Origin of the sequence: Paeniglutamicibacter psychrophenolicus (assembly GCF_017876575.1) — a bacterium.
In the GTDB taxonomy this organism is placed as follows: Bacteria; Actinomycetota; Actinomycetes; order Actinomycetales; family Micrococcaceae; genus Paeniglutamicibacter; species Paeniglutamicibacter psychrophenolicus.
Window position 1 is genome coordinate 3,199,618 of record NZ_JAGIOE010000001.1, and the last position, 22,576, is coordinate 3,222,193.

A 22,576-nucleotide genomic window follows, 5' to 3' on the forward strand; every position below is an offset into this window, starting at 1 on the left:
GACGGCTCACCCGCCGTTCCAGCGGAAGTACCGGATGCCGATGAACGCAAACACGATGGTGTAGCCAACGCAGGCAAGCAGCGCATAGGGAGCCAGCCCATGCAGGATCGAACCTACAACGACCACGATGCCCGACACCACGAGGTGTGCAACGACCTGCACCGGGTTCCGGCTTCCCCCGATCACCGAGGTCGGCGCCGGTGTCACCCGCGGCCGCTGCAGGATTCCCGCTTCGCGGTCCTGGGCCCGAGCAGCCCGAAGATCACGCCACGTTCGATGCTGAATCCGATCCCGTCCACCGCGACGCGTGAACCAGAGGCGACCGTCAAATCCACGACTTCAAGCATCGGTGTCGGTTCCTGGCCCATGCCGCCCCTCCAAACCCATCCCCCACGACCCGTGGAGCCGACCTGCGCGGCGGCGTGCCGCCCCACCCTGAATGCAGGCTTCGGCAATGTCGATGGCCAGGGCGGCGGCTGTGCCCGGGCTGTGGCTTCCCCGCCGGTTCCCGCAGGGCGTTGCGGCACGGGGCACCCGGCGGGCAAGTCGCGTCAACTAGAGTTTGAGACGCAAGGGCAGGTCACCGGCAGGGCAAGGGAGCACACCACCATGGAATTCGCCGAGATCCTGGGCCGCATCTTGATCAGTGCCGTCATCGCCGTGGCATTCATCGTGGTGCTGGCCATGTTTGTGCGCCGGCTGCTGGGCGTGGCCGTGGGCCTGGGCCGGATCATCGTGGCCGGCGTGCTCGGGCTGGGCGCGGAGGTGGCCTTCGAGTCACGCTTCGTGTGGCCCGACCCCAACGCCAGCCTGGCGTTGGTGCCCGTGCAGATCGGCATCGTGCTGATCATTGCCTCGCTCTTCCTGATGCTTGCCGAGCTCGTGGTTCCCACCGGGACGATCCTTCGGCCCGACAAATGGGTGGGCGCTGCCAGGGCCCGGTTTGCCCGGACAAGGCGCTACACCCAGGTCACCCGCATAGCCCTGTCGCACGGGATCCTGCCGGCCAAGCGCCCCGCCGAGGGCCACACGCCCCAGGCCGCGGCCGAACGAACCGCTGCGGGCCGCTCCCTGCGACTGGCGCTCCAGGAATCCGGGGTGACCTTCGTGAAGTTCGGCCAGGTGCTCTCCACCCGCGCGGAGCTGCTTCCCGCCGAATACATCGACGAGCTGGCCAAGCTGCAGCAAGAGGTGGCCCCCGAACCCTGGGAGAACATCCGCACGCTGATCGCCGGCGAACTCGGGCGGGAAGTCGAAGAGGCCTTCGCCGAGTTCGACCCGGTGCCGCTGGCCGCCGCCTCCATCGGGCAGGTGCACCGGGCACGGCTGCACAGCGGGGAAGTGGTCGCGGTCAAGGTCCAGCGCCCGGGTGTCGTTCCGCTGGTTGAACGCGACCTGGACATCGCCCTGCGCATGGCCCGGACCCTGGAACGATCCACCGACTGGGGCAGGTCCCTGGGGATCGCCAAGGTCGCCGACGGCTTTGCCGAGTCCCTGCGCGACGAGCTCGACTACGAGCTGGAGGCCATGAACATCCAGGCGCTGCGCACCACCCAGCTCAAGCACCCGGCCTCCGAACGCGTCGGGATCCCCGAGCACTACCCGCATTTGAGCACCCGGCGGGTGCTGGTCATGGACCTGGTTGCCGGCAGCACGCTCGGTTCCGCGGGCAGCGTCGAGGGCCACCCGCCCGAGGTCCGGGCGGCCCAGGCCGTTGCGCTGTTCAGGTCGCTGATGCACCAGATCATGGACGACGGCGTCTTCCACGCCGACCTGCATCCGGGAAACATCGTGCTGGCTCCCGACGGGACGGCCACGCTGCTGGATTTCGGGTCGGTCGGGCGCCTCGATGCCGAATTGCGCGAGCTGGTCTCCGAGGTGCTGCTGGCCTTCTACCGCGGCGACTCGCGCGCCATCGCCGACGCGCTGCTGGGCATGGTCCCGGTCCCCGAATCGTTCGACGAGACGGCGCTGCGCCGCGAGCTCAGCCACTTCATGTCCCGGCACATGGGTCCCGGCGCGGAACTGAAGGCGGAGGTCTTCACGCTGATGGTGGCGCTGCTGGCCAGGCACCGGCTATCGATCCCCGGCGAGCTCACCCTGGCCTTCCGCGCGGTTGCCGTGCTGGAAGGCACGCTGCGCCGGCTCGATCCCGGTTTCGACCTGCTCGCCGCCGCCAAGGACTACGGCCAGGCGCGGATGCGCTCGGGCCTGCGCCCCTCCTCGGTCGCCGAGGCCCTCAACAACGAGGTGCTCTCGCTGCTGCCGATGCTCAGGCGCCTGCCGCGACGGCTCGACGCGATCACCGGGGACCTGGAAGCCGGACGCCTGGGCATCAACATGCGGCTGCTGGCCCACCCGCAGGACAGGAAGATGCTCCTGTCCCTGGCCCACGAGGCCATCCTCACGTTCCTGGCAGGCGTCACCGGGATCATGGCCACCATCCTGCTGGTCAGCGGCGGCGGCCCCATGGTCACCTCCACGATGAGCCTCTACCAGCTCTTCGGCTACACGCTGGTCGTCGTGGCCTCGGTCTTCATCCTGCGCGTGGTCTTTGACCTCTTCCGGCGGCGAAAGAACGACTAGCGGCGCATCGCGGGCCCCGGAAACCGGCCCGGGTCCGCCGCTAGGAAGAGATAAGCCGGCCAACGCCAACCGCGGCACAGGCCCACAGGACACTGACGAAGGTCCCCAGGATGAATTGCTCGGCGGCGGCATGCTGCTTGAGTTCGGAGAACCTGCCAAGCCCCTTCACCGCCAGGACCACGGCCAGGCCCTCGGGCCAGGAGGCCCAGAGCGTCGCGGCAATCGCCGCGCGTTCCAGCAGTCCGATCCACATGCCCCCGCGCAGCGGGCTGGCATCCGGGTCGCGGTCTTCACCGGCATGGCCCCGTGCCCGCTTGAATGCCGCGAGCCGGAAGACGGTCTCGGTGACGGGCCCGCCGCCTAGTGTTGCCGCGGCCACGCTGGCAACGATGACCAGCTCGGGCGGAACCTGCCAGGCGCCGGGGGCATGGTTTCCAAGTGCGGCGAGGATTCCGGCGAGCGCCAGCGCCGCCACCAGCAGGGCGCTGGTCAGCGACTGCTTCAACGGCCAGCGGAAGCCCGATGCGGCGAAGTACCGCGGGGCGCCCAGGGCAAGTACCGCCAGGAGCAGTACCCAGGCAATCCAGTTCATGTGCGTCGGCTTCCTTCCGTGATCAGGGCATATTCGTGCAGGGCCAAACCCGCCGCGGCGGCCAGCCGGGTGGCTTCGTACCAAAGTCCGGAGGCCAGCCGTGCCGAGACCGCCTGCTGCGAGATGCCCAGCTTGGCCGCGACCTGCTGTTGGGTCAGGCCCCGGGAGACCAATATGCCAGCTTCGGCCGACGATTCGGTGCGGCGCGCGTTGACCATCGCGACCAGTTGCAATTCGGCTTCCAGGCGCTCTGCCCCGTCCCCGGGCCCGGACAGTGCCAGGGACCCGCTGGAACCCTTGGCCCGTTCCACGGCGTCGCGGGCATGTTCGAAGGCGGGGCCGCGGCCGGCGCGCGTCTGCTCGGGCATCGGGGTCTCCACAGCCCCGACGCCGATGCCCACGCTCCACTCCCCCGTGCGCGCCACCTCGAGGGCCAGGTCGACCGCGGCTGCCCCGTCCCGGAGCACGCCCTGGATCTCGTCGCCGGCGGTTCGCTCGAATCCGCGCACGGCCTCGTAGTCGTTGGCCAGCCGATGCAGCAGGGCTTCGACCTTGTCCGGCCCCGATCGGGAGCGGCGCTGGTCTATGGTGATGACGATCATGCCACAAACTTACAGACTTGTACTGATCTTCACAAGCCCTACGGCTTGTATCTCGATCCACAAGGGAACGACGGGTGCGGCAGCGCCGTTGCCTGGTCCCGCCCCGGGGGCATAGCATCCAAGGGATGAGGATAGTTGCGATGGACCGCGGGAGTTGCGCCGGGTTCCCCACCGGCGGCATGGAACATCCATGTCCAGCCACCTGATCGTCCACGGTGCCGGCTCCCGCCTGTCCTGCACCGTCTCACCCGGCACCGGTCCCGAGGTGCTCTTCCTCAACGGTGCATTTTCCACCGGGCACGATTGGAAGCAGGTCCTGCGCGATCTTTCCCCCGACCACCACACCGTGACCTTTGACGCCCGCGGCCGGGGCCACTCACCAAGCCACGCGGACTATTCGTTTTCCGGGGCGCTGGAGGACGTGGCAAGCGTGCTCACCGCCACGAAGCTGCAACACCCCATCCTGGTCGGCTGGTCGCACGGGGCAACCCTGGCCCTGCGCTACGCCGCCACCCATCCGGGCGCGGTCGCCGGGATCGTGCTCATTGACGGTGCCTTCCCCGTGCGGGTCTTCCACGAAAAGGCACAAAGACGCATCCGCAGGCAGTACCGGCTGCTCAAGGCACCGATGGCAGTGCTGGGCTCCCTGGGGATCATGTCCCGACTGGCGCACCACCGGGCCGCCGATCTGGTGGTGGAGCTCGATGAGATCGACGCGGGGCTGCTGCCCGACTACCGCTCCCTTGACTGCCCGGCGTTGATCATCGCCGGCTCGGGGCCGCACCCGGGCTCCCCCGCGGCGGAGATGCGCACCATGCGCGCCGCTGCGGCACTGGCCTGCGAGGCCAATGCGCGGGTGCGGCTGTTCTCCACGGTTCAGGCCAACCACCTGCGGATCCTGCCCAGGCACGCCACCGTCATCATCTCCGCCATCCACGCCCTGGCGCCCCGCACCTAGCCACCGCACCCTTGCCGGAGGACCGCGTGGTCCGGAGGTGCACCCGCCGCCCCTTGACTTGCCGGCATTTGCGGCGACACTTTAGTCAGGAGCACCCCGGAACCACCGCCCGGCATCGAATGGGGACCAGCAACGCCGGGCACACCACCGGCTTCCGGGAAACACTCGCCTGATATGCGCCCCCAGGGGGTGCCTTGGGGCTCACGCCATCGGCCCGATGGTGCCGTTGGGGGCACCCGCCGGGATGGCGAAACGGTGCCGCGAAGCCGCGGCACCTCCCGATCCGGCGCCGTCCTCCCGGATGCCGGCATCGCCGCCACGCACGGGGCCGCCACCCGCACACCCGCTTCCCAAGGAGATCCCACCCATGGCCACCAACGGCATCGCCGCCTCCGCATTGCGCTCCGCGATCGACGGCGAGGTATTCGATTCCACCGACCCCGGGTTCGAAGCCGCCTGCCTCGGATTCAACCTGGCCCACGAGTTCCGGCCGGACATCGCGGTGCTGCCGCGCTCAAGCAGGGACGTCGCCGCCGCGGTGCGCCATGCCGCCGACCACGGGCTGGAGGTCCACGTGCAGGCCACCGGCCACGGGCTGGGCACCCAGGCCCACGGCGGGCTGCTCGTCAACACCGCGGGGCTGCAGGAACTGGACCTGGATCCGGAGGCCCGCAGCGTGCGCGTCGGGGCCGGGGTGCGCTGGAGCAAGGTCATTGCCGCAGCCGCACCGCACGGGCTGGCCCCGCTGAACGGTTCCTCCCCGGAGGTCGGGGTCGTCGGCTACACGATGGGCGGTGGCATCGGGCCGATGGGGCGCACCTTCGGGTTTGCCGCGGACCATGTCACCGCCCTGCGGATGGTCACCGCCTCCGGCGACACGCTCGAGGTCGACGCCGTGCGGGAGCCGGAACTTTTCTGGGCGCTGCGCGGCGGCAAGTGCTCCGTCGGCATCGTCACGCAGCTGCAGTTCGCCCTGCAGCCCGTCGCCGAGGTCTACGGCGGCGGCATCTTCTTTGCCGGGCAGCACGCTCCGGAGCTGTTCCACGCCTTCGGCCCATGGGCGCGCTCCCTGCCCGAGTCCACGACCGCCTCCATCGCCTTGCTGCGGCTGCCCGACGCCCCGGAGTTCCCCGAACCGTTGCGCGGCAAGACAACGGTGCACCTGCGCTATGTCCACGTGGGCGGCGAACAGCAGGGTGCTGCGTTGCTCGCCCCCATGCGCGGCACCGCCGGTGCACTGGTCGACATGGTGGCGATGATGCCGTACTCCCTGATCGGGTCCGTCCACCAGGACCCCACCGACCCGATGCCCGCCTGGGACGCCTCGCTGCTGCTGGGCTCCCTGGACGCCGACGCCATCGACGCCCTGCTGGAAACGGCCGGGCCCCAGCTGCAGGTCCCGCTCATCCTTGCCGAGCTGCGCCACCTGGGCGGCGCCTTTGCCCGCCAGCCCGAGCATCCCAACGCCGTGGGCAGGCGGGATGCCGCCTTCGCGGTGAACGTGGTCGGCCCCTACGCCCCTCCGCTGCAAGAAGCGGTGGCGGCCAGTGGCCAGGCGGTGCTGGACGCCATGGAACCGTGGTCCCACGGAGGACCCTCGATCAATTTTCGCGGCTTCTCCTGGGCCCCGGAGGATGTGCGCAAGGCCTGGGAGCCAGGGCACGTCGAGCGCCTGCGCCGGATCAAGGCCGACCGGGACCCGGATTCGCGATTCCGCTTCGGCTACCTGCTGGACTGAGCACCGGGACCCTCCCCCCTTGGCGCACGGGGGCCAGCTGGCGGCGGCACCAACTCCCGGCCATGCAGGGGTTCGATGCCCACGGCATTCCGAATGCGAAATTTCGGGACCGGCACTTCCACCTTCCCGCAGGCCACGTCCACGGGGGGACTATTTGCCCTATCGGCCACCGATTCCCGGGCGTACGTTGGTGCCCAGCACGGCGGCTCGCGTTCCCACCCCGAGGAGGCACATCATGTCATGGGGAATTTTCCGCACGAAAACCATTGAGCAGACGATGGCCGAAACCGAGGAGCCCGAACACAAGCTCAAGAAAAACCTCGGCGCGCTGGATTTGATCGTCTTCGGCGTCGGGGTGAGCATCGGAGCCGGCATCTTCGTGCTCACCGGCCAGGCCGCGGCGTCCAATGCCGGGCCGGCCATCTCGATCTCCTTCCTCATTGCCGGGCTCGGCTGCGGGCTGGCGGCCCTGTGCTATGCGGAACTGGCCTCCAGCGTCCCGGCCGCCGGCAGCGCCTACACCTACACGTACGCGACCATGGGCGAGCTGCTGGCCTGGATCATCGGCTGGGACCTGATCCTGGAATTCACCGTCGGGTCCGCCGCGCTGGCCACCTCCTTCAGCCAGTACCTGGGCGTGGTCCTGGATGGCACCCCCTTCGCCATCCCCGAGGCCATCGCCACCGCGGAGAACGGCGTATTGAACCTGCCCGCGGGATTGCTGGTCGTGGGCCTGGCCGTCGTGCTGATCTCCGGGGTGAAGCTCTCCAGCCGCATCAACCAGGTCGTCACGGCCATCAAGATCCTTGTCGTGCTCGCGGTGATCTTCGTCGGGGCGTTCTTCATCAACCTCGCCAACTGGTCCCCGTTCATTCCGCCGGCCTCGACCCCTGCGGCGTCCTCGGGAGGGGCGCTGCACCTGCCGCTGGTGCAAACGATCTTCGGGCTCGATCCCAGCGTCTTCGGCATCGGCGGGGTCTTCGCCGCCGCCGCCATGGTGTTCTTCGCCTTCATCGGCTTCGACGTCGTGGCAACCACGGCCGAGGAGACCCGCAACCCGCAACGCAACATGCCCATCGGCATCTTCGGTTCCCTGGCCATCGTCACGGTGCTCTACATGGCGGTGTCCCTGGTGATCACCGGCATGCAAAGCTACAAGGACATCGATCCCGACGACGGGGCGCCGCTGGCCACCGCGTTCGTGAACGCCGGGCTGCCGGTGATGGGCGACCTGATCGCGATCGGCGCCTGCATCGGGCTGGTGGTGGTGTGCATGATCCTGTTCCTGGGCCAGACCCGCGTGGGCTTCGCCATGGCCCGCGACGGCCTGTTCCCGGCCGCGCTGGCCAAGACCCACCCGCGCTTCGGCACCCCCTACCGGTTCACGATCCTTGCCGCCATCCCGATCGCCATCCTGGCCACCTTCGTGCCGCTGTCCACGCTCGCGGAACTGGTCAACATCGGCACCCTGGCCGCGTTCGTGCTCGTGTCCATCGGGGTCATGGTGCTGCGCCGCACCCGCCCCGACCTGCCGCGCGCCTTCAAGGTGCCGTGGGTCCCGGTGCTCCCGATCGCCTCGGTCATCGTCTGCTTCTACCTGATGCTGAACCTGGCCCTGGAGACCTGGATCCGCTTCGTGATCTGGCTGGCCATCGGCTTCATCGTCTACTTCGCCTACTCGCGGAAACACAGCCGGCTAAACCAGCCAACTTCCGTCCCCTGAGCTTCCCCACCGGCGCGCCGGGTCCCCGCCGTCTCAGGAAGGCATCACGATGATGACCTTGCCCTTCGCGCGCCGTGATTCAAGGCGCGCGAAGGCGCTGGCGAAATCATCCAAGGGGTAGGTGCTGTCGATGCCGAGCTTCAGCTTCCCCGCGTCGACCAACCCGCAAAGCAGCGCCAGCCCGCCGGCATCTGGCTCCATGAAGAAGAAGTCGTACGTGGCACCGGCCGCGGCGGCCGCCTTCCTGGCCTTGCGGCTCATGGCTGCGGCGACCGGGCGCACCAGCGCCCGGCGCAGGCCCGAGACCTCCGCCGGGATCCCCTCGGGTGTCAGCGGCCCGCTGATGGACACGACCTTTCCGCCGGCGCGCACGCGGGTGAACACGTCGTGGTCGGTTTCAAGGCCAACCAGGTCCAACACCTTGTCGAACCGCTCCGCGTAATCGGAAACCTTGGACTCGCGGTAGTTGATCACGAAATCCGCACCGGCCTGCTCGACGACCTGGCGTCCCTCCGGGGAGGCGGTTGTGGTCACGTGTGCCCCGGCCAGCTTGGCCAGCTGGATTGCCAGCAGGCCCACGCCTCCGGCTCCTCCTGTCACCAGCAACCGTTCCCCGGATTGCAGGTCCAGGTGGTTGGCGCCCAGCGCCTGCTGAGCGGTAAGGCCCGCCAGGGGCAGCGCCGCGGCATTGACCAGGGCAACGGACTTCGGCGCGGGGGCCACCAGGAATTCGTCGATGGCCAGGTACTGGGCCAGGGCGCCCAGTGCCGTCTTGCCCACGCGTGAGACCACCCTGTCCCCCACCGCAAAGCGGGAGGCCCCGGGACCCAGCGCGGTGATGACCCCGCTGAGTTCGTTCCCGGCGATTTTCGGGAACTTGTAGGGGTGCAGCATCTTCATGGTTCCGGCCCGCTGCATCGCGTCGACCGGGTTCAGGCCCACTGCGGCGACCTTGATGAGAACCTGGTTCTCCGCAGGTCGTTGTTCGGGCAACTCCAGGACCGTCATGACGTCCGGGCCGCCGTACCTGGTGTAGGCAATGGCTTTCATGTTATTCCTCCGTTGCACCAAGGATCACTGCGCTTAACGGTGAACACGTCAAGCGATCATCCGGCGGGATAGGTGCACCTAGAATCTACACGCCCACCACGGGCAAGCCACCGTGAGCCCACTCTCAGTGTCCGGCGACCGCGCGTCCGCCCGGGAACCGGCACGGAAATCCACCACCTCCCGATTCCGGAGTTCGTTCTTCCGTGCAGCGGGCGGCCGAACCGGCTTCCCGCGGTTGCAACGCACGGTGGCGGTTGGCGAGACTGAACGCCGCCACGCCCGCTCCGGCGGCCACGGGATCGACGGCAACACCGAAATGCGGTTCGGCAGGTGGCGCGGCCACCCACCACCAAGCAGCACAATGGATCGCCAGCGGGGTTGCAGGCCGCCTCTGCTGCGCTGGAGCCCCGGCTCGGTCCGGTCGCATCGGGGCACAAAAAAGGCCTCCGACCTGAGTCGGAGACCTTTCCTGTTCACTTATTTCTGTGGAGGTAAGGGGATTCGAACCCCTGACCTTCTGCATGCCATGCAGACGCGCTACCAACTGCGCCATACCCCCAGATGAGAGCCGCCCTTGCGGGCAACTCAACCATCATAGGCCACACAAAACGCGTGGCGCAAATCGGGTGTTCCTAGAGCGAGTCCGGGAGCGTTTCGATGTGCGACATGTCCGTGGCGGGCTCGCCGGTGGTAGGCAGCTCGATGAGCGGGCAGTCGCCCCAGAGGCGCTCCAGGGCGTAGAAGACGCGGTCTTCGTTGTGCTGGACGTGGATGACCACATCCGCGTAGTCGAGCAGGACCCAGCGGCCGGCGCCGCGGCCTTCACGGCGGACCGGACGGATGTCGAACTGCTCGGCCAGCTTGTCTTCGATCTCGTCAACGATCGAGTTGACCTGGCGTTCGGAAGCTGCCGAGGCGATCAGGAAGGCGTCGGTGACACCGAGGCGTTCGGAAACGTCCAGGGCGATCAGGTTTTCGGCCTGCTTCTCGGCGGCGGCCAGGGCTGCGACCTTGACCAGGTTGATGGAATGTTCGTGGGCGCTCATAGGGGGTTCTCCTTGAGGGAATTGTGGCGTCGCAAAAGCGCGCTAGTTGGAGTTCAGGAACATGATGAGGCCGGCCACCAGGGCCGCGCCTCCAACGGACAAGGCCGCGATGACCATCAAGTACATGTTGTTGGCACGGCGCATTCCGGCGGTCTGCACGTCCAACGGTTCGAGTCCCTGGGCGCGCACGGCACGCACGGGAGGACGAGCCGTCGAGGGCCCAACATCTTCGGCGCGGGCATCCCTGGATTCGGGTGCAACCACCGCCTTGCCGGCGGCCGGGGCCACGGGGGCCTTGGCCGGTGCTGCTGCGGCAGCTTGTTTCGCGGCCGGTGGCTTGGAGCCACCAGCCGATGCCTGGGCCGGAGTAGCAGCCTTTGGCTTGTGCGCAGGTGTGACCGCCGGGGCTTTCGCTGCCGGGGTCGTCGGCTGGGGCGCCCGGGGCGCCGAAGCCGGAGTCTTGGTGGCCGGGGCCGCATCGGTTTGCGGTTCCTCGACGATGGTGCCCTGGTCGGTCATGGCAATGCTGTAGCCACGTGTCAGCGGACCGGAGATGCCGGTGTTGACCAGCTTCTTCTCAATGTCCTCTTCGACCAGGTGGTTCATGGCGCCGGTGAAGGGGTCCGAGCGGCGGGCACCGGCACGCTGGGTGTTTTCCTCCTGCATGCGCAGGCGTTCGGCGGCGCGGCGGGAAATGATCGCGGCACGCGCGGCAAGCTCGCGCTGCTGGGCCAGGACCTCCAGGTCCACGTCGGCCAGGTCTTCCTCGGGCGCGATGAGCAGCGGCTCGCTCGGGGCGGCGCCGCCGGAGCGCCGGCGCAATGCCAGGGCTTCCTCGACGCTCATCTGCGGCGAGGGGGCTTCCGAATCGGATTCCGGCTGGGCCGCGGCAGGCTTGGCCGATGCCGGCTTGGCCGGTGCCGGCTTGGCCGGTGCCGCCTTGGCCGGTGCCGCCTTGTCCTTGGTGGCGAGCGGGGACGGCGCGGCGGCCGGGACCTGCGCGGCTCCTGCGTCCTTCGCGGCACCCAGTGCCTGCAGGCGCATCTGCTTGCGCGTCAGCGGTGCCGGGTCCTCGGCGGGGGCCGGGTCCTTGGGTGAAAGTTCGGAAACTTCCTGTTCCAGGCGGCGGCGGGTGCGCAGGGCCTCGCGGTCGCGGGCACGCTGCAGAGAGGTGCGCTCGGTGCGCTCCGGCACCGCGTCTACCTCACCGGTGGTGGCGCGACGGCTGCGCGCAGGTTCCGCCGGAGCCGGCACGGTCTGGGCCGCCGGCTTGGCGGCCACGGGATTCTGGACGGGAGTGGCGGCCGGCTTTGCCGCAGCCGGCTTCTCAACCGGCTTGGCGACAGCCGGCTTTTCCACCGGCTGGGCAGCGGGCTTGGCGACCGGTTTGGCGACGGGCTTGGGAGCGGGTTGCGCCGCCGGCGCGGCGGCCTTGGGCGCAACAACCTCGGCCGCGGGCTTGGCGACCGCGGGCTTGGCTGCGGCAGGCTTGGCCGCCTCGGGCTTCGGCGCGGGGGGCACGGGCTTTTGGCCCGCCGCCGCCTCGCGGTCAAGCTGGGCTTCGGCCTCGGCACGTCGCGCCTCCCGCAGGGCACGCCTGCTGAGCGCGGGCCCGGTCTCGTCGCTCATCTTGTCCATTCCCGGCCGTCTCTATTCCTGGCCGTTGCTTACTGCGTTATTCTTGTCGTTGTACAGCTTGTACTTGGCGATGTACTGCACCACGCCGTCGGGCACCAGGTACCAGACCGGGTGTGCGGTCCGCACGCGTTCGCGGCAATCCGTGGAGGAAATCGCCATCGCCGGGACCTCCATCAACGACACGTCGTTGCGGTCCAGCACCGGCAGCTCGTGGCCGGGCCTGGTGACCCCCACGAAATGCGCGAGCTGCCACAGCTCCTCGGCGTTCTTCCACCCCATGATCTGCGCCATGGCGTCCGCACCGGTGATGAAGAACAGCTCCGCCTCCGGACGCTGTGCGCGCAGGTCCCGCAGCGTGTCGATGGTGTAGGTGGGGCCAGGGCGGTCGATGTCCACCCGGCTCACCGTGAAGCGCGGGTTTGCCGCCGTGGCGATCACCGTCATCAGGTAGCGGTGCTCGGCCGGGGCCACGTCGCGGTCCGACTTCTGCCAGGGTTCCCCGGTGGGCACGAACACTACTTCGTCAAGGTCGAAGACCGAGGCGACTTCGCTGGCTGCCACGAGGTGCCCGTGGTGGATCGGATCGAAGGTGCCGCCCATGACGCCTAGGCGAAACGGGCGGTCCGTACGTTCGGCCGTCAGACGACTACTGATGGCCGTGCTTGTTGGTGTGCGTACGGTGGGTGTCCTCGGGTTCCGGCTTGACCTGGTGGCGGTTGCCCACGTTGGAGTAGGACATGGTGATCAGCAGCATCAGCATGAACAGCAGGAAGATTCCGCCGCCGACGAGCAGCGCCTGCGTGCCGGTGGACATTCCGCCGGTCGACTCGGAAGCCAGGATAGCCGCGTTCAGGGACTGGGTAAACATGTTTCTCCAGGTTGTTATGTGTGCCGGGCCCGCGCAGGCGTGCCCGGCACGAAATTGTAACTATTTTTCTCGTTAGCCTCTATCGTACCCACCTTGGCACGCGGCTACGAACGAACATGCCCATCGCCTTGCACAATCCACTTGGTCGTGGTCAGCTCGCGCAGGCCCATGGGACCGCGGGCGTGCATCTTCTGCGTCGAAATGCCGACCTCGGCGCCAAGGCCCAACTGCCCGCCGTCGGTGAAGCGGGTGGAGGCGTTGACGATCACCGCGGCCGAGTCGACCTCGGCGATGAAGCGTTCGGCATGGGCAAGGTTGTTGGTCAGGATCGCCTCGGTGTGCCCGGTGCTGTGCGCACGGATGTGCTTGATCGCACCATCCAGGTCATCGACAACGGCCACGGCCAGGTCCAGGTCCATGTACTCGGTGTCCCAGTCCGCCTCGACGGCGTCGATGGTCGGGATGCCCCCGGCCAGCGCCTTGGCGCGGGCATCGACGTGCAGGCGCACCCCGGCCTTGGCCAGCGCGGCAAGCACCTCGGGGGCCGCGGCGGCCTTCGCGTTGAGAAGCAGGGTCTCGACGGTGTTGCACACCGAGGGGCGCTGGGTCTTGGCGTTGAGCAGGATCGGGACGGCCATCGCCGTGTCGGCGGACTCGTCGAGGTAGATGTGCACGTTGCCCTCGCCGGTCTCGATGACCGGGACGCTGGCGGTGGTGACCACGCGCTGGATCAGCTCGCGCCCTCCGCGCGGGATCAGCACGTCGATCTTGCCGCGTGCCCCCATCATCGCGTCGGCACCGTCACGTCCCCAGGGATCGACCGAGGCCACGGCGTCGGCGGGCAGCCCCACGGATTCCAGGGCGTCGCGGATCAGTTCCAGCAGCGCCACGTTGGAGTGCGCCGCGGCGCTTCCGCCGCGCAGCAGCACGGCGTTGCCGCTCTTCAGCGCCAGCCCGGCGATGTCGACGGTGACGTTGGGGCGGGCCTCGTAGATGGCGCCGATGACGCCCATGGGCACGTGGACCTGGCGCAGCCGCAGGCCGTTGGGCAGGGTCTGGCCGCGCAGCACGGTGCCCACCGGGTCCGGCAGCCCGGCCAGTTCCTCCAGGGCCGCAATCAGCGCGTCGACGCGTGCGTCGTTCAGGCGCAGCCGGTCAAGCAGCGCCTCGGTGGTGCCGTTGGCACGCCCGGCCTCGATGTCCTTGGCGTTGGCCTTGATCACTGCCTTGCGGTTGGCATCCAGCGAGGCTGCAATGGCCAGCAGCGCCCGGTCCTTCCAGTTGCGGTCCGCCCGGGCCAGCACGCGCGAGGCGGCGCGGGCGCGGTCGGCCAGCCTGGCCACCGCGAGGGTGGCGCCCTCGGGTCCGCCGGCGTCCTGGGCGGCATCGGTCAGGGTCAGGGCTGCATCAATGTTCTGGCTCATAATCCCTTATTCTACGGTGGATGCGCCGAAGCCCGCCCCCATGTTAAGCACGGGGGCGGGCTTCGGTCGCGGCTGCGGTGCTAGACCACGACCAGGTCGTCGACGTGCACCACGGCACGTTCGTAGGAGCTGCCCAGGTCCTCGCCGAGCTCGTGCGTGGAGCGCCCGAGCATCTGCGGCAGTTCCGCCGAGGAGAAGTTGACCAGGCCGCGGGCAATGACCAACCCGGAGCCGTCGGTGATCTCCACCGCGTCCCCGGCCTCGAAGGAGCCGTTGATCCCGGTGATCCCGGCCGGCAGCAGCGAGGCGACCCCGGAGGCCACGGCGCGCACGGCACCGGGATCCAGCAGCAGCCGGCCCTGGGTGGTGGCCAGGTGCGCGAGCCACAGCATCCGGGTGGACCGCCGCCCGCCGCGGGCGGAGAACCACGTTCCCACGTCCTCCCCGGCCAGCGCCGCGGCGGCGTTGGCAGTGGAGGTGACCAATGTGGGGATGCCCGATTCGGCGCTCATGGTGGCGGCCTCGACCTTGGTGGCCATGCCCCCGGTGCCCAGGCCCGCGGATCCGGTGGACCCGATGCGCAACGCCTCGAGGTCCTCCGCGCGCTCGATCGACGGCACGCGCACTCCCCCGGCATTCGGCGGGGCGTCGTAGACCGCGTCGATGTCCGAGAGCAGCAGCAGCGCGTCGGCCTTGACCAGGTGCGCCACCAGGGCCGCGAGCCGGTCGTTGTCCCCGAAGCGGATCTCGTGGGTGGCCACGGTGTCGTTTTCGTTCACGATCGGCACCACGCCCAGGGCCAGCAACCGGTTCAGCGCGCGGAACGCGTTGGCGTATTGCTGGCGGCGGATCAGGTCGTCGGCGGTCAGCAGGACCTGGCCGACGGTGATCCCGTGGGCGGAAAACGCCTGGGTGTACTTGGCCATCAGCAGCCCCTGTCCCACCGAGGCCGCAGCCTGCTGGGTGGCCAGGTCGCGCGGCCGGCGCCCCAGGTCAAGGGGCGCCAGGCCGGCGGCGATGGCGCCGGAGGAGACCAGGATCAGCTCGGTCCCGGCGGTGTTGACCGCCGCGAGGCGGTCCACCAGGGAACTGAGGGCCTCCTCGGAGATGCCCCCGGCCAGCGTGGTCAGGGACGATGAACCGACCTTGACCACGATGCGCGATGCGCGGGGCAGGTCTTGGCGTTGCGTGATGCCCGAGGGCTGGTGTGTGGCGCGCACGGTTCCTCGGTTACTCCCCGGACTTGGGTAGCTGGTGCTTGTAGTTGACCGACTCCGTCCAGATTCCGGCCTTGCGCTCGGCTTCCAGGTCTTCGCGGGCAGCGGCCTTGGCGCCCTTGCGCGCCTCGTGCAGCGCCTTCTTCTCGTCGCGCGAGGGGCGTGCACCGTATTCGGCCAGGCGCTCGTCCTGTCCGCGGCGCGAGCCCAGAAGCTCGGCGCCTGCGGCCATGGTCGGCTCCCAGTCGAAGACCACGGCGTCGACCTCGGAGCCGATGACCACCGCGTCCCCGGGCTTGGCACCGAGCTTGTACAGCTGGTTTTCGACGCCCAGCTTGGCCAGGCGGTCGGCCAGGTAGCCCACGGCCTCGTCGTTGCGGAAGTCGGTCTGCATGATCCAGCGCTCGGGCTTTTCGCCGATGACGCGGTAGAGCGGCTCGAGGTTGCGCTCCTCCTTGCGGATGATGAACCCTGCCCGGCTGGCCTTGGTGGCGCGCGGACGCAACACCTCGACGGGAACGGGCAGCGGGGCGGCCTCGATCTTGGCGCGTGCCTCGGTGACCAGTTCGGCCATCGCGAAGGACAGCTCGCGCAATCCCTCGCGGGTCATTGCGGAGACCTCGAAGACGCGGTAGCCGCGCTTCTCCAGTTCCGGGCGCACGAATCCGGCCATGTCGCGCCCGTCGGGCATGTCGACCTTGTTCAGGGCGATCAGGCGCGGGCGCTCGTTCAGCGGGATGATCTGTCCGTCGGCGCCGGCGAACGAGGAGTCGACCTCGTAGGCGTCGAGTTCGGCCTGGATGATGTCCAGGTCGGAGACCGGGTCGCGGTCCGCCTCCAAGGCGCCGCAGTCAAGCACGTGCACCAGGGCGGCACAGCGCTCGACGTGGCGCAGGAACTCCAGGCCCAGGCCGCGGCCCTCGGAGGCGCCGGGGATCAGGCCCGGGACGTCGGCCACGGTGTAGCGGACCTCTCCGGCCTGCACGACGCCGAGGTTCGGGACCAGGGTGGTGAAGGGGTAGTCCGCGATCTTGGGGCGCGCGGCGGACAGCGAGGCGATCAGCGAGGACTTGCCGGCCGAGGGGTAACCCACCAGGGCGACGTCGGCGACGGACTTGAGTTCGAGGATGACCTCGGCGGACGCGCCGGGGGTGCCCAGCAGCGCGAATCCGGGGGCCTTTCGGCGCTGGCTGGACAGGCCTGCGTTGCCCAGGCCGCCCAAACCGCCGGCGGCAATGATGTATTCGGTTCCGTCACCGATCAGGTCGGCAAGGATCTCGCCGTCACGGGTCTTGACCACGGTGCCCTCGGGCACCGGAAGGGTGAGGGTCTCGCCGTTCTTGCCCGGGCGCAGGTCTCCCTTGCCGCCCTCTCCGTTGCCGGCGTGGCGGTGCGGCGAGTGGTGGTAGGACAGCAGCGTGGTCGTCTGGGCGTCGACGCGCAGGATCACGTCTCCGCCGTTGCCGCCGCTTCCGCCGTCAGGACCGCCCAGGGGCTTGAACTTTTCGCGTTTGATGGAGACACAGCCGTGCCCACCGGTACCACCGGAGACATGGAGGACCACTCGGTCGATGAAGGCTGCCACGGTTGAAAGCTCCTAGCAAAAAAGGGTGGCGTTCCGCGCGCTGCTCCCGGGGGCGGGAGGCGGCAAAACACAGGGGGGTTTTGGAAAAACACATAGAGGGTGAGCCGTGCGGCCCACCCTCTACAGTGTAATGAATGCGGTTACGCGCTTAGTTAGCCAGCGGTAACGATGTTCACGACTTTACGGCCGCGGCGAGTGCCGAATTCGACAGCTCCGGCTTCCAGTGCGAACAGGGTGTCGTCCTTGCCGATTCCCACGCCGGCGCCCGGGTGGAAGCGGGTGCCGCGCTGGCGAACGATGATTTCACCGGCGGAAACAACCTGACCACCGAAGCGCTTGACGCCCAGGTACTGGGGGTTGGAGTCGCGACCGTTGCGAGTGGAACTCGCGCCCTTCTTACTTGCCATTGAATATGCCTACCTTCAGGTAATGAGAATTCTTGGAAACAACCGCAATTAAGCGATCGAGGTGACCTTGACCTTGGTCAACGAAGCGCGGAAACCCTGGCGCTTCTTGTAACCGGTCTTGTTCTTGTACTTCTGAATGACAATCTTCTGGCCGCGAAGGTTCTCAACGACCTCAGCGGTCACCGTAACCTTGGCCAGCTCGTCGGCAGCCGAAGTTACCTTCTCGCCGTCAACCAGCAACAGGGCCGGCAATTCAATGGAGGCGCCTGGGGCAGCCTTCAGACGGTCAAGGGTAACGAGGTCTCCAACAGAAACCTTTTCCTGGCGGCCGCCAGCGCGGACAATTGCGTACACCACGTGGGTACTCACTTCTACTCGACGTTCAATATGTCTTGCTGCGCATCACTACCCCAAAACGAGCCTGGGGATTGCGCTGTGCTGGCACGCCGAGCGGAAGAATCCGATAGCTGGCGTTCGCACCGAGGATCTAGACTACGCTAAAAAGCGCTGCGGGGGCAAATACAACCTGACCCCGCGAGTCGTCAAGACCCCTACTCTTTCAACTCGTTGACCGGTACCCCGACACCCAGCATAATCGGCGCATTCGCGGCGTTTAGCGGCTTTTCGGCCTTGGTTTGGTCAGCGAGCGAAGCAACATGGGATGTACCCGATGCCGCAAGCGTGTCCGATGCCACAGAAACTGCGGCGTCGGATCCACCCTGCGGGCTCGTGGCACGGCGGCTGCGCTTGACGCGCGCCACCGGCTCGAGGCCCGAAGTCTTTTTGGTTGCCGTGGCCGCAGGCTCCGCCACGGGGGCGTCGTCCGAGGCCTGGCCGGCAACACCGGAGATGACCGGTGCGGCGGCTGGGGCAGGTGCCTCGGCGGTCGGCTCGGCGGTTGCCGGCTCGGTTGCCTTGGCGCGGGCCTTGCGGCGGGTCCGGGTGCGGGCCGGACGTGCATTGCCCGACTCGTCCTCGTCCCCTGCCGCGGAGGCCTCGGCCGGCTCGGCGACCGGGGAGTGGTCCGGAAGCGCGGCTTCCAGGTTCTCCAGGGTCAGCGAGGGGGCTGCGGCGGCGGAGCCGGCACGGCGGTTGCGCCGTGCGGCGGGAACCGACACGGACTCCCCCGCCACGGTCAGCGTGGCGCCCTCGTCCGACGACTCGGCGTCCTCGTGCTCGTGCGCTGCGTGTGCCGCGGCGGCGATGTTGGCAAAGGCAGTGCGTGCGGCGTCGGCCTTGGCGGCGTCCTCCGGCTCCCTGGCCTCGACCGGGGTCGCGGCGGGTGCCTGCTCGGTGTGGGGCTCGTCCGAACCGCGGTTGCGGCGTCGGCGTTCGGCACGCGAAGGCTTCTCGGCGGCGCGGTTGCCCGAGCCGTGCGGCTCGCCGGCCGAGTTGAAGGAACGGCGGTGCTCAACGGGCTCGTCGTGGGTGATCACGCCGCGGCCGTTGCAGGCCTCGCAGTTTTCGCCGAAGACTTCCAGCAAACCGGTTCCCATGCGCTTGCGCGTCATCTGCACCAGCCCGAGGCTGGTGACCTCGGCAACCTGGTGCTTGGTGCGGTCCCGGCCCAGGCACTCGACCAGGCGGCGGAGCACCAGGTCGCGGTTTGACTCGAGGACCATGTCGATGAAGTCGATGACGATGATGCCGCCGATGTCACGCAGGCGCAGCTGGCGCACGACCTCTTCGGCCGCCTCCAGGTTGTTCTTGGTGACGGTTTCCTCGAGGTTTCCGCCCGAGCCGGTGTACTTGCCGGTGTTCACGTCGACCACGGTCATGGCCTCGGTGCGGTCGATGACCAGCGAGCCGCCCGAAGGCAGGAAGACCTTGCGGTCCAGGGCCTTGTGGATCTGCTCGTCCATGCGGAAGTGGCCGAAGATGTCCTCGTCGGACTCCCACTTCTCCAGGCGCGAGACCAGATCCGGTGCCACGTAGGTCACGTAGGCCTCGATGGTGTCCCAGGCTTCGTCGCCGGAGACGATCAGCTTCGTGAAGTCCTCGTTGAAGACGTCGCGCACGACCTTGATGGTCAAATCCGGTTCGCCGTAGAGCAGTTCCGGGGCCAGGGTCTTGGTGGAGGTCGAGGCGGCCTCGATGCCTTCCCACTGGGCGCGCAGGCGGTTGATGTCGTTCATCAACTCTTCCTCGGAGGCGCCCTCGGCGGCGGTGCGGACGATGACGCCCGCGTTTTCCGGCAGGTGGTCCTTGAGGATCTTCTTCAGGCGGTTGCGCTCCACGTCGGGGAGCTTGCGCGAGATGCCGGTCATCGAGCCACCGGGCACGTAGACCAGGTAGCGTCCCGGCAGGGAGATCTGGGAGGTCAGGCGGGCGCCCTTGTGTCCGATGGGGTCCTTGGTGACCTGCACCAGCACGGTGTCCCCGGACTTCAGGGCGTGCTCGATGCGGCGCGGCTGGCCGTCCAGGCCCGCTACGTCCCAATTGACCTCGCCGGCGTAGAGCACGGCGTTGCGTCCGCGTCCGATGTCGACGAAGGCGGCTTCCATCGACGGGAGCACGTTCTGCACCTTGCCGACGTAGACGTTGCCGATCAGGGAGTCCTGCTGGGTCTTGGAGACGAAGTGCTCGGCCAGGATGCCGTCCTCGAGGACGCCGATCTGGATGCGGTCCTCGCGCTGGCGCACGACCATCTGGCGGTCGACGGATTCGCGGCGGGCCAGGAACTCGGCCTCGGTGATGACCTGGCGGCGGCGGCCGGATTCACGTGAGTCGCGGCGGCGCTGGCGCTTGGCTTCCAGGCGGGTGGAACCGCGCACGGCGGTGACCTTGTTGGAAACGACCGGTTCCAGGGTGGCGCGCGGGGCACGGACCCGGGTGATGGTGTTCGGCGGGTCGGTCTCCGACCCTCCGGTCAGCTCGAGGTCGGCCTCGCCGCGGCGGCGGCGGCGACGTCGGCGGGAGACGACGCCCGTCTCGTCCCCGTGCTCGTCGTCGGAATCGTGGCGGGAGTGGCGGCCGTTGTCGGCGTGGCCCTCGTCTTCGTCCTCGTCGCCATCCTCGGCAGCGACCGGGAGGGTCGGCGCCTGGAAGATCAGCGAGAGTGCGGATTCGGGGATGGCGAACGGGTCGGTGATGGCGACCGGCTCGAGTTCGGCGGCTGCTTCCCCGGCCACGTCGGCTTCGCTGTCCGCGGCTTCGGCCGCGGGCCGGGCCGGGGCATCCTGGGCTTCGGTGTCCTGGGTGGCGCGGGTGCCGCGTCCGCCGCGGGTCGGGCGGCGGCGAGCGGTCTTGGCCGGCTCGGCATCCTGCGCCGGTTCCTCGGCGGCTTCGGTCGCGGGCTCGACGGAGGCAGGTGCCTCGACGGACGCGGCGGGAGCCGCCTCTTCCGGGCTGGCGGCAGGGGAGGTGGCCTTGCGGCTGCGGCCGCGGGCCGGGCGCTTGGCGGCGGCCTTGGTCGCTGCGGCTTCCGCGGCGGGGGCCTCGGCCTTTTCGAGAATGGGTTCGGTCTTGGCCTCGGCGGCGGCATGCGCTGCGGGGGCCTCGATAACGGCATCCGGCTCAACGGCCCTGGCGCCCGGGGAGGTGACCCCGGAGGTGGCGCGGCGCGGGCCCCGGCGGGCCGGTGCCTTCACGGCTTCGGCGGCAGGTGCCTGGGCCGATGCCTTGGCGGGTGATTGGGCCGATGCCTGGCCGGTGGCTGCAGCCACGACCGATTCAACTGTCGCGTCGCTGCCCTGGCGGGCCGGGGCGTTGCGGGGGGCCGAACCACGGCGGGCGGTGGCGGCGCGCGGGGAAACGTTGGCGCGCACCTTCCTGGTAGGTGCGGCTGCCGCGTCGTTGAGCTCTGCCAGGGTCATGGCCCGGCGCGGTGGCGGCGGTGAGGGTTCGTTGAAGTTGCCGCGCGGTGGGCGGGTGGTGCGGGTGCGGCCCTTGGGGCCCTGGCCCATCGCTGCCTTTGATTCGTCGCGATTCAGTGCCATGTTAAAAGAGTGCTCCTCGGCGGGTCGAACGCTCCCACAGATAGCTGCTCGCCCCTGGTTGGTTCGCTGGACCGGGCCTTGTGGCCGCGTGTCCCAGCGGAAGTCCTTTGATATGCCCGGCCCGGGTGCGCCTACCCAACTATGGGGGGCGCGGCATCCGTGCAAGACCAACGGCGCTTTTCCAAGCAAGCCGCTTTACGTTGCGGCGACCATATTGCGGTATTCGCTGAAGACCTTCGTATAGGCGGTCTCTTGGCAGCAGATGCATCGCAATCGGGCTTGAAAGCCTGTCGTTGGGTTGAAAGCAGACTGTGGATCCACGAACAACCACTGCAATTGTCTCATACCGACACGCCGAAGGATGCCGCCGACCCGAACACCGGCGACACACGGCGCCCGGCGGCATTGCCCCGCCGGTTGTCCCACGCGCGGCGCGGGGCATGGGCGCGGGCGGCGGCGGCCACTAGACTTCAAACGGGGCCAGCAACAAATCCCGGCCCGGCGTGGCACGTGTGCCGGATGCCGGTGGCCGCGCCGGGGGAAGAACCACCAGCCACGAGGGAGCACACGATGAGCAAGTCCGACACCGCAGCGCCGCCAAGCGACGAGCAACAGCTGCCCCGCCTGGCCCGGGCACGGGGCTTCGGCCTGTTCCTGGTGCTCACCGGCGCGGTGGCATGGATCGCCTCGGGCATCCTGGTGCTCGAGCGCATCGCGCTGTACAAGAACCCCGACTACGTCACCTCCTGCGACTTCAATCCCTGGGTCTCCTGCGGCACCGTGATGAAATCCTCCCAGGCCGCGCTGCTGGGCTTCCCCAACCCGTTCCTGGGCATCGTGGGCTTCGGCATCGTGATCACCATCGGCATGGCGCTGCTGGCCGGGGCGCGTTTTGCCCGCTGGTACTGGGTCGGCGTGCAGGTCGGGGTGTCCCTGGCGATGTTGTTCATTATCTGGCTCTGGTCCCAGGCGCTGTATGAGATCAACGCGCTGTGCCTGTACTGCATGGTCGTGTGGGCGATGATGATCCCGATGTTCCTCTACACCACCGCACGCAACATCGCCCACGGGGTGATCCCGGCGTCGGTTCCGGTGCGCAAGGCCGTCGCCGAGTGGACCTGGGTCGCGGTCATCGTGCTGCTGGTGCTTACCGCGGCCAGCGTCGTGCTGCGATTCCCCGGCGCCTTCTTCGGGGCCTGACCCG

At 68.7% G+C, this 22,576-nt stretch carries 20 protein-coding genes and 1 tRNA gene; 5 read left to right on the forward strand and 16 right to left on the reverse strand.

The genetic code is table 11. The annotated features are described in order from the left end of the window. Window positions 1–6 precede the first annotated feature (6 nt). Together JOF46_RS14545 and JOF46_RS14550 are read right to left on the reverse strand one after the other, a co-directional pair. A complete protein-coding gene (locus JOF46_RS14545) occupies window positions 7–207 on the reverse strand; it encodes a hypothetical protein (protein ID WP_209908212.1) in 201 nt (66 codons plus the stop codon). Continuing rightward, on the reverse strand, window positions 204–368 hold the full coding sequence (locus JOF46_RS14550; protein ID WP_209908214.1) for a hypothetical protein: 165 nt from the start codon (window positions 366–368) through the stop codon (window positions 204–206). Before JOF46_RS14550 ends, JOF46_RS14545 begins: the two co-directional genes overlap by 4 nt. 241 nt (window positions 369–609) lie before the next feature. Here JOF46_RS14550 and JOF46_RS14555 point away from each other — a divergent pair, with 241 nt between their 5' ends. Next, window positions 610–2,586, forward strand: coding sequence for an ABC1 kinase family protein (locus tag JOF46_RS14555; protein ID WP_209908216.1), 1,977 nt, complete (start codon window positions 610–612; stop codon window positions 2,584–2,586). Between the two features lie 40 nt (window positions 2,587–2,626). Here JOF46_RS14555 and JOF46_RS14560 read toward each other — a convergent pair whose 3' ends face one another. Further along, window positions 2,627–3,178, reverse strand: a complete 552-nt coding sequence (locus JOF46_RS14560) for a hypothetical protein (protein WP_209908218.1) — start codon at window positions 3,176–3,178, stop codon at window positions 2,627–2,629. Further along, a complete protein-coding gene (locus JOF46_RS14565) occupies window positions 3,175–3,780 on the reverse strand; it encodes a helix-turn-helix domain-containing protein (RefSeq protein WP_209908220.1) in 606 nt (201 codons plus the stop codon). Before JOF46_RS14565 ends, JOF46_RS14560 begins: the two co-directional genes overlap by 4 nt. 190 nt (window positions 3,781–3,970) lie before the next feature. Between JOF46_RS14565 and JOF46_RS14570 the strand changes: the two genes are divergently transcribed. From JOF46_RS14570 to JOF46_RS14580, 3 genes are all read left to right on the forward strand, one after another. After that, window positions 3,971–4,738 carry an alpha/beta fold hydrolase gene (locus JOF46_RS14570; RefSeq protein WP_209908222.1) on the forward strand — a complete coding sequence of 256 codons (768 nt, stop codon included), beginning with the start codon at window positions 3,971–3,973 and terminating at the stop codon, window positions 4,736–4,738. A 367-nt stretch (window positions 4,739–5,105) separates the two neighbouring features. Then, window positions 5,106–6,476, forward strand: a complete 1,371-nt coding sequence (locus JOF46_RS14575) for an FAD-binding oxidoreductase (RefSeq protein WP_209908223.1) — start codon at window positions 5,106–5,108, stop codon at window positions 6,474–6,476. A 235-nt stretch (window positions 6,477–6,711) separates the two neighbouring features. Further along, window positions 6,712–8,199, forward strand: coding sequence for an amino acid permease (locus tag JOF46_RS14580; protein WP_209908225.1), 1,488 nt, complete (start codon window positions 6,712–6,714; stop codon window positions 8,197–8,199). 33 nt (window positions 8,200–8,232) lie between these two features. Here the strand turns inward: JOF46_RS14580 and JOF46_RS14585 are convergent, their stop codons facing one another. The 12 genes from JOF46_RS14585 to JOF46_RS14640 all read right to left on the reverse strand — a co-directional run bounded on the left by JOF46_RS14585 (window position 8,233) and on the right by JOF46_RS14640 (window position 21,372). Continuing rightward, window positions 8,233–9,249, reverse strand: a complete 1,017-nt coding sequence (locus tag JOF46_RS14585) for an NADP-dependent oxidoreductase (RefSeq protein WP_209908226.1) — start codon at window positions 9,247–9,249, stop codon at window positions 8,233–8,235. 486 nt (window positions 9,250–9,735) lie between these two features. After that, window positions 9,736–9,808, reverse strand: a tRNA-Ala gene (locus tag JOF46_RS14590). A 73-nt stretch (window positions 9,809–9,881) separates the two neighbouring features. Beyond that, window positions 9,882–10,295: a ribosome silencing factor gene (gene rsfS / locus JOF46_RS14595; RefSeq protein ID WP_209908227.1), complete on the reverse strand. Its 414-nt coding sequence runs from the start codon at window positions 10,293–10,295 to the stop codon at window positions 9,882–9,884. A 42-nt stretch (window positions 10,296–10,337) separates the two neighbouring features. Beyond that, on the reverse strand, window positions 10,338–11,924 hold the full coding sequence (locus tag JOF46_RS14600; protein WP_209908228.1) for a superantigen-like protein SSL4: 1,587 nt from the start codon (window positions 11,922–11,924) through the stop codon (window positions 10,338–10,340). Window positions 11,925–11,945: 21 nt separating this feature from the next. After that, complete coding sequence (nadD, locus tag JOF46_RS14605; RefSeq protein WP_281070177.1) at window positions 11,946–12,575, reverse strand: nicotinate-nucleotide adenylyltransferase; 630 nt, start codon at window positions 12,573–12,575, stop codon at window positions 11,946–11,948. Between the two features lie 4 nt (window positions 12,576–12,579). Beyond that, a complete protein-coding gene (locus JOF46_RS14610) occupies window positions 12,580–12,801 on the reverse strand; it encodes a hypothetical protein (protein WP_209908229.1) in 222 nt (73 codons plus the stop codon). A gap of 104 nt (window positions 12,802–12,905) precedes the next feature. Further along, on the reverse strand, window positions 12,906–14,225 hold the full coding sequence (locus JOF46_RS14615; RefSeq protein WP_209908230.1) for a glutamate-5-semialdehyde dehydrogenase: 1,320 nt from the start codon (window positions 14,223–14,225) through the stop codon (window positions 12,906–12,908). An 80-nt stretch (window positions 14,226–14,305) separates the two neighbouring features. Next, the gene (gene proB, locus JOF46_RS14620) at window positions 14,306–15,445 is read right to left on the reverse strand and encodes a glutamate 5-kinase (RefSeq protein WP_209908231.1); all 1,140 of its coding nucleotides are present in this window, start codon (window positions 15,443–15,445) and stop codon (window positions 14,306–14,308) included. Between the two features lie 10 nt (window positions 15,446–15,455). Beyond that, on the reverse strand, window positions 15,456–17,027 hold the full coding sequence (gene obgE, locus JOF46_RS14625) for a GTPase ObgE (protein WP_209908233.1): 1,572 nt from the start codon (window positions 17,025–17,027) through the stop codon (window positions 15,456–15,458). 152 nt (window positions 17,028–17,179) lie between these two features. Then, complete coding sequence (rpmA, locus tag JOF46_RS14630) at window positions 17,180–17,434, reverse strand: 50S ribosomal protein L27 (protein ID WP_071216447.1); 255 nt, start codon at window positions 17,432–17,434, stop codon at window positions 17,180–17,182. A gap of 48 nt (window positions 17,435–17,482) precedes the next feature. Continuing rightward, window positions 17,483–17,791, reverse strand: coding sequence for a 50S ribosomal protein L21 (gene rplU / locus JOF46_RS14635; protein ID WP_007272816.1), 309 nt, complete (start codon window positions 17,789–17,791; stop codon window positions 17,483–17,485). A gap of 194 nt (window positions 17,792–17,985) precedes the next feature. Further along, complete coding sequence (locus JOF46_RS14640; RefSeq protein WP_209908235.1) at window positions 17,986–21,372, reverse strand: Rne/Rng family ribonuclease; 3,387 nt, start codon at window positions 21,370–21,372, stop codon at window positions 17,986–17,988. Between the two features lie 570 nt (window positions 21,373–21,942). Between JOF46_RS14640 and JOF46_RS14645 the strand changes: the two genes are divergently transcribed. Continuing rightward, window positions 21,943–22,572 carry a vitamin K epoxide reductase family protein gene (locus tag JOF46_RS14645; protein ID WP_209908237.1) on the forward strand — a complete coding sequence of 210 codons (630 nt, stop codon included), beginning with the start codon at window positions 21,943–21,945 and terminating at the stop codon, window positions 22,570–22,572. Window positions 22,573–22,576 lie beyond the last annotated feature (4 nt).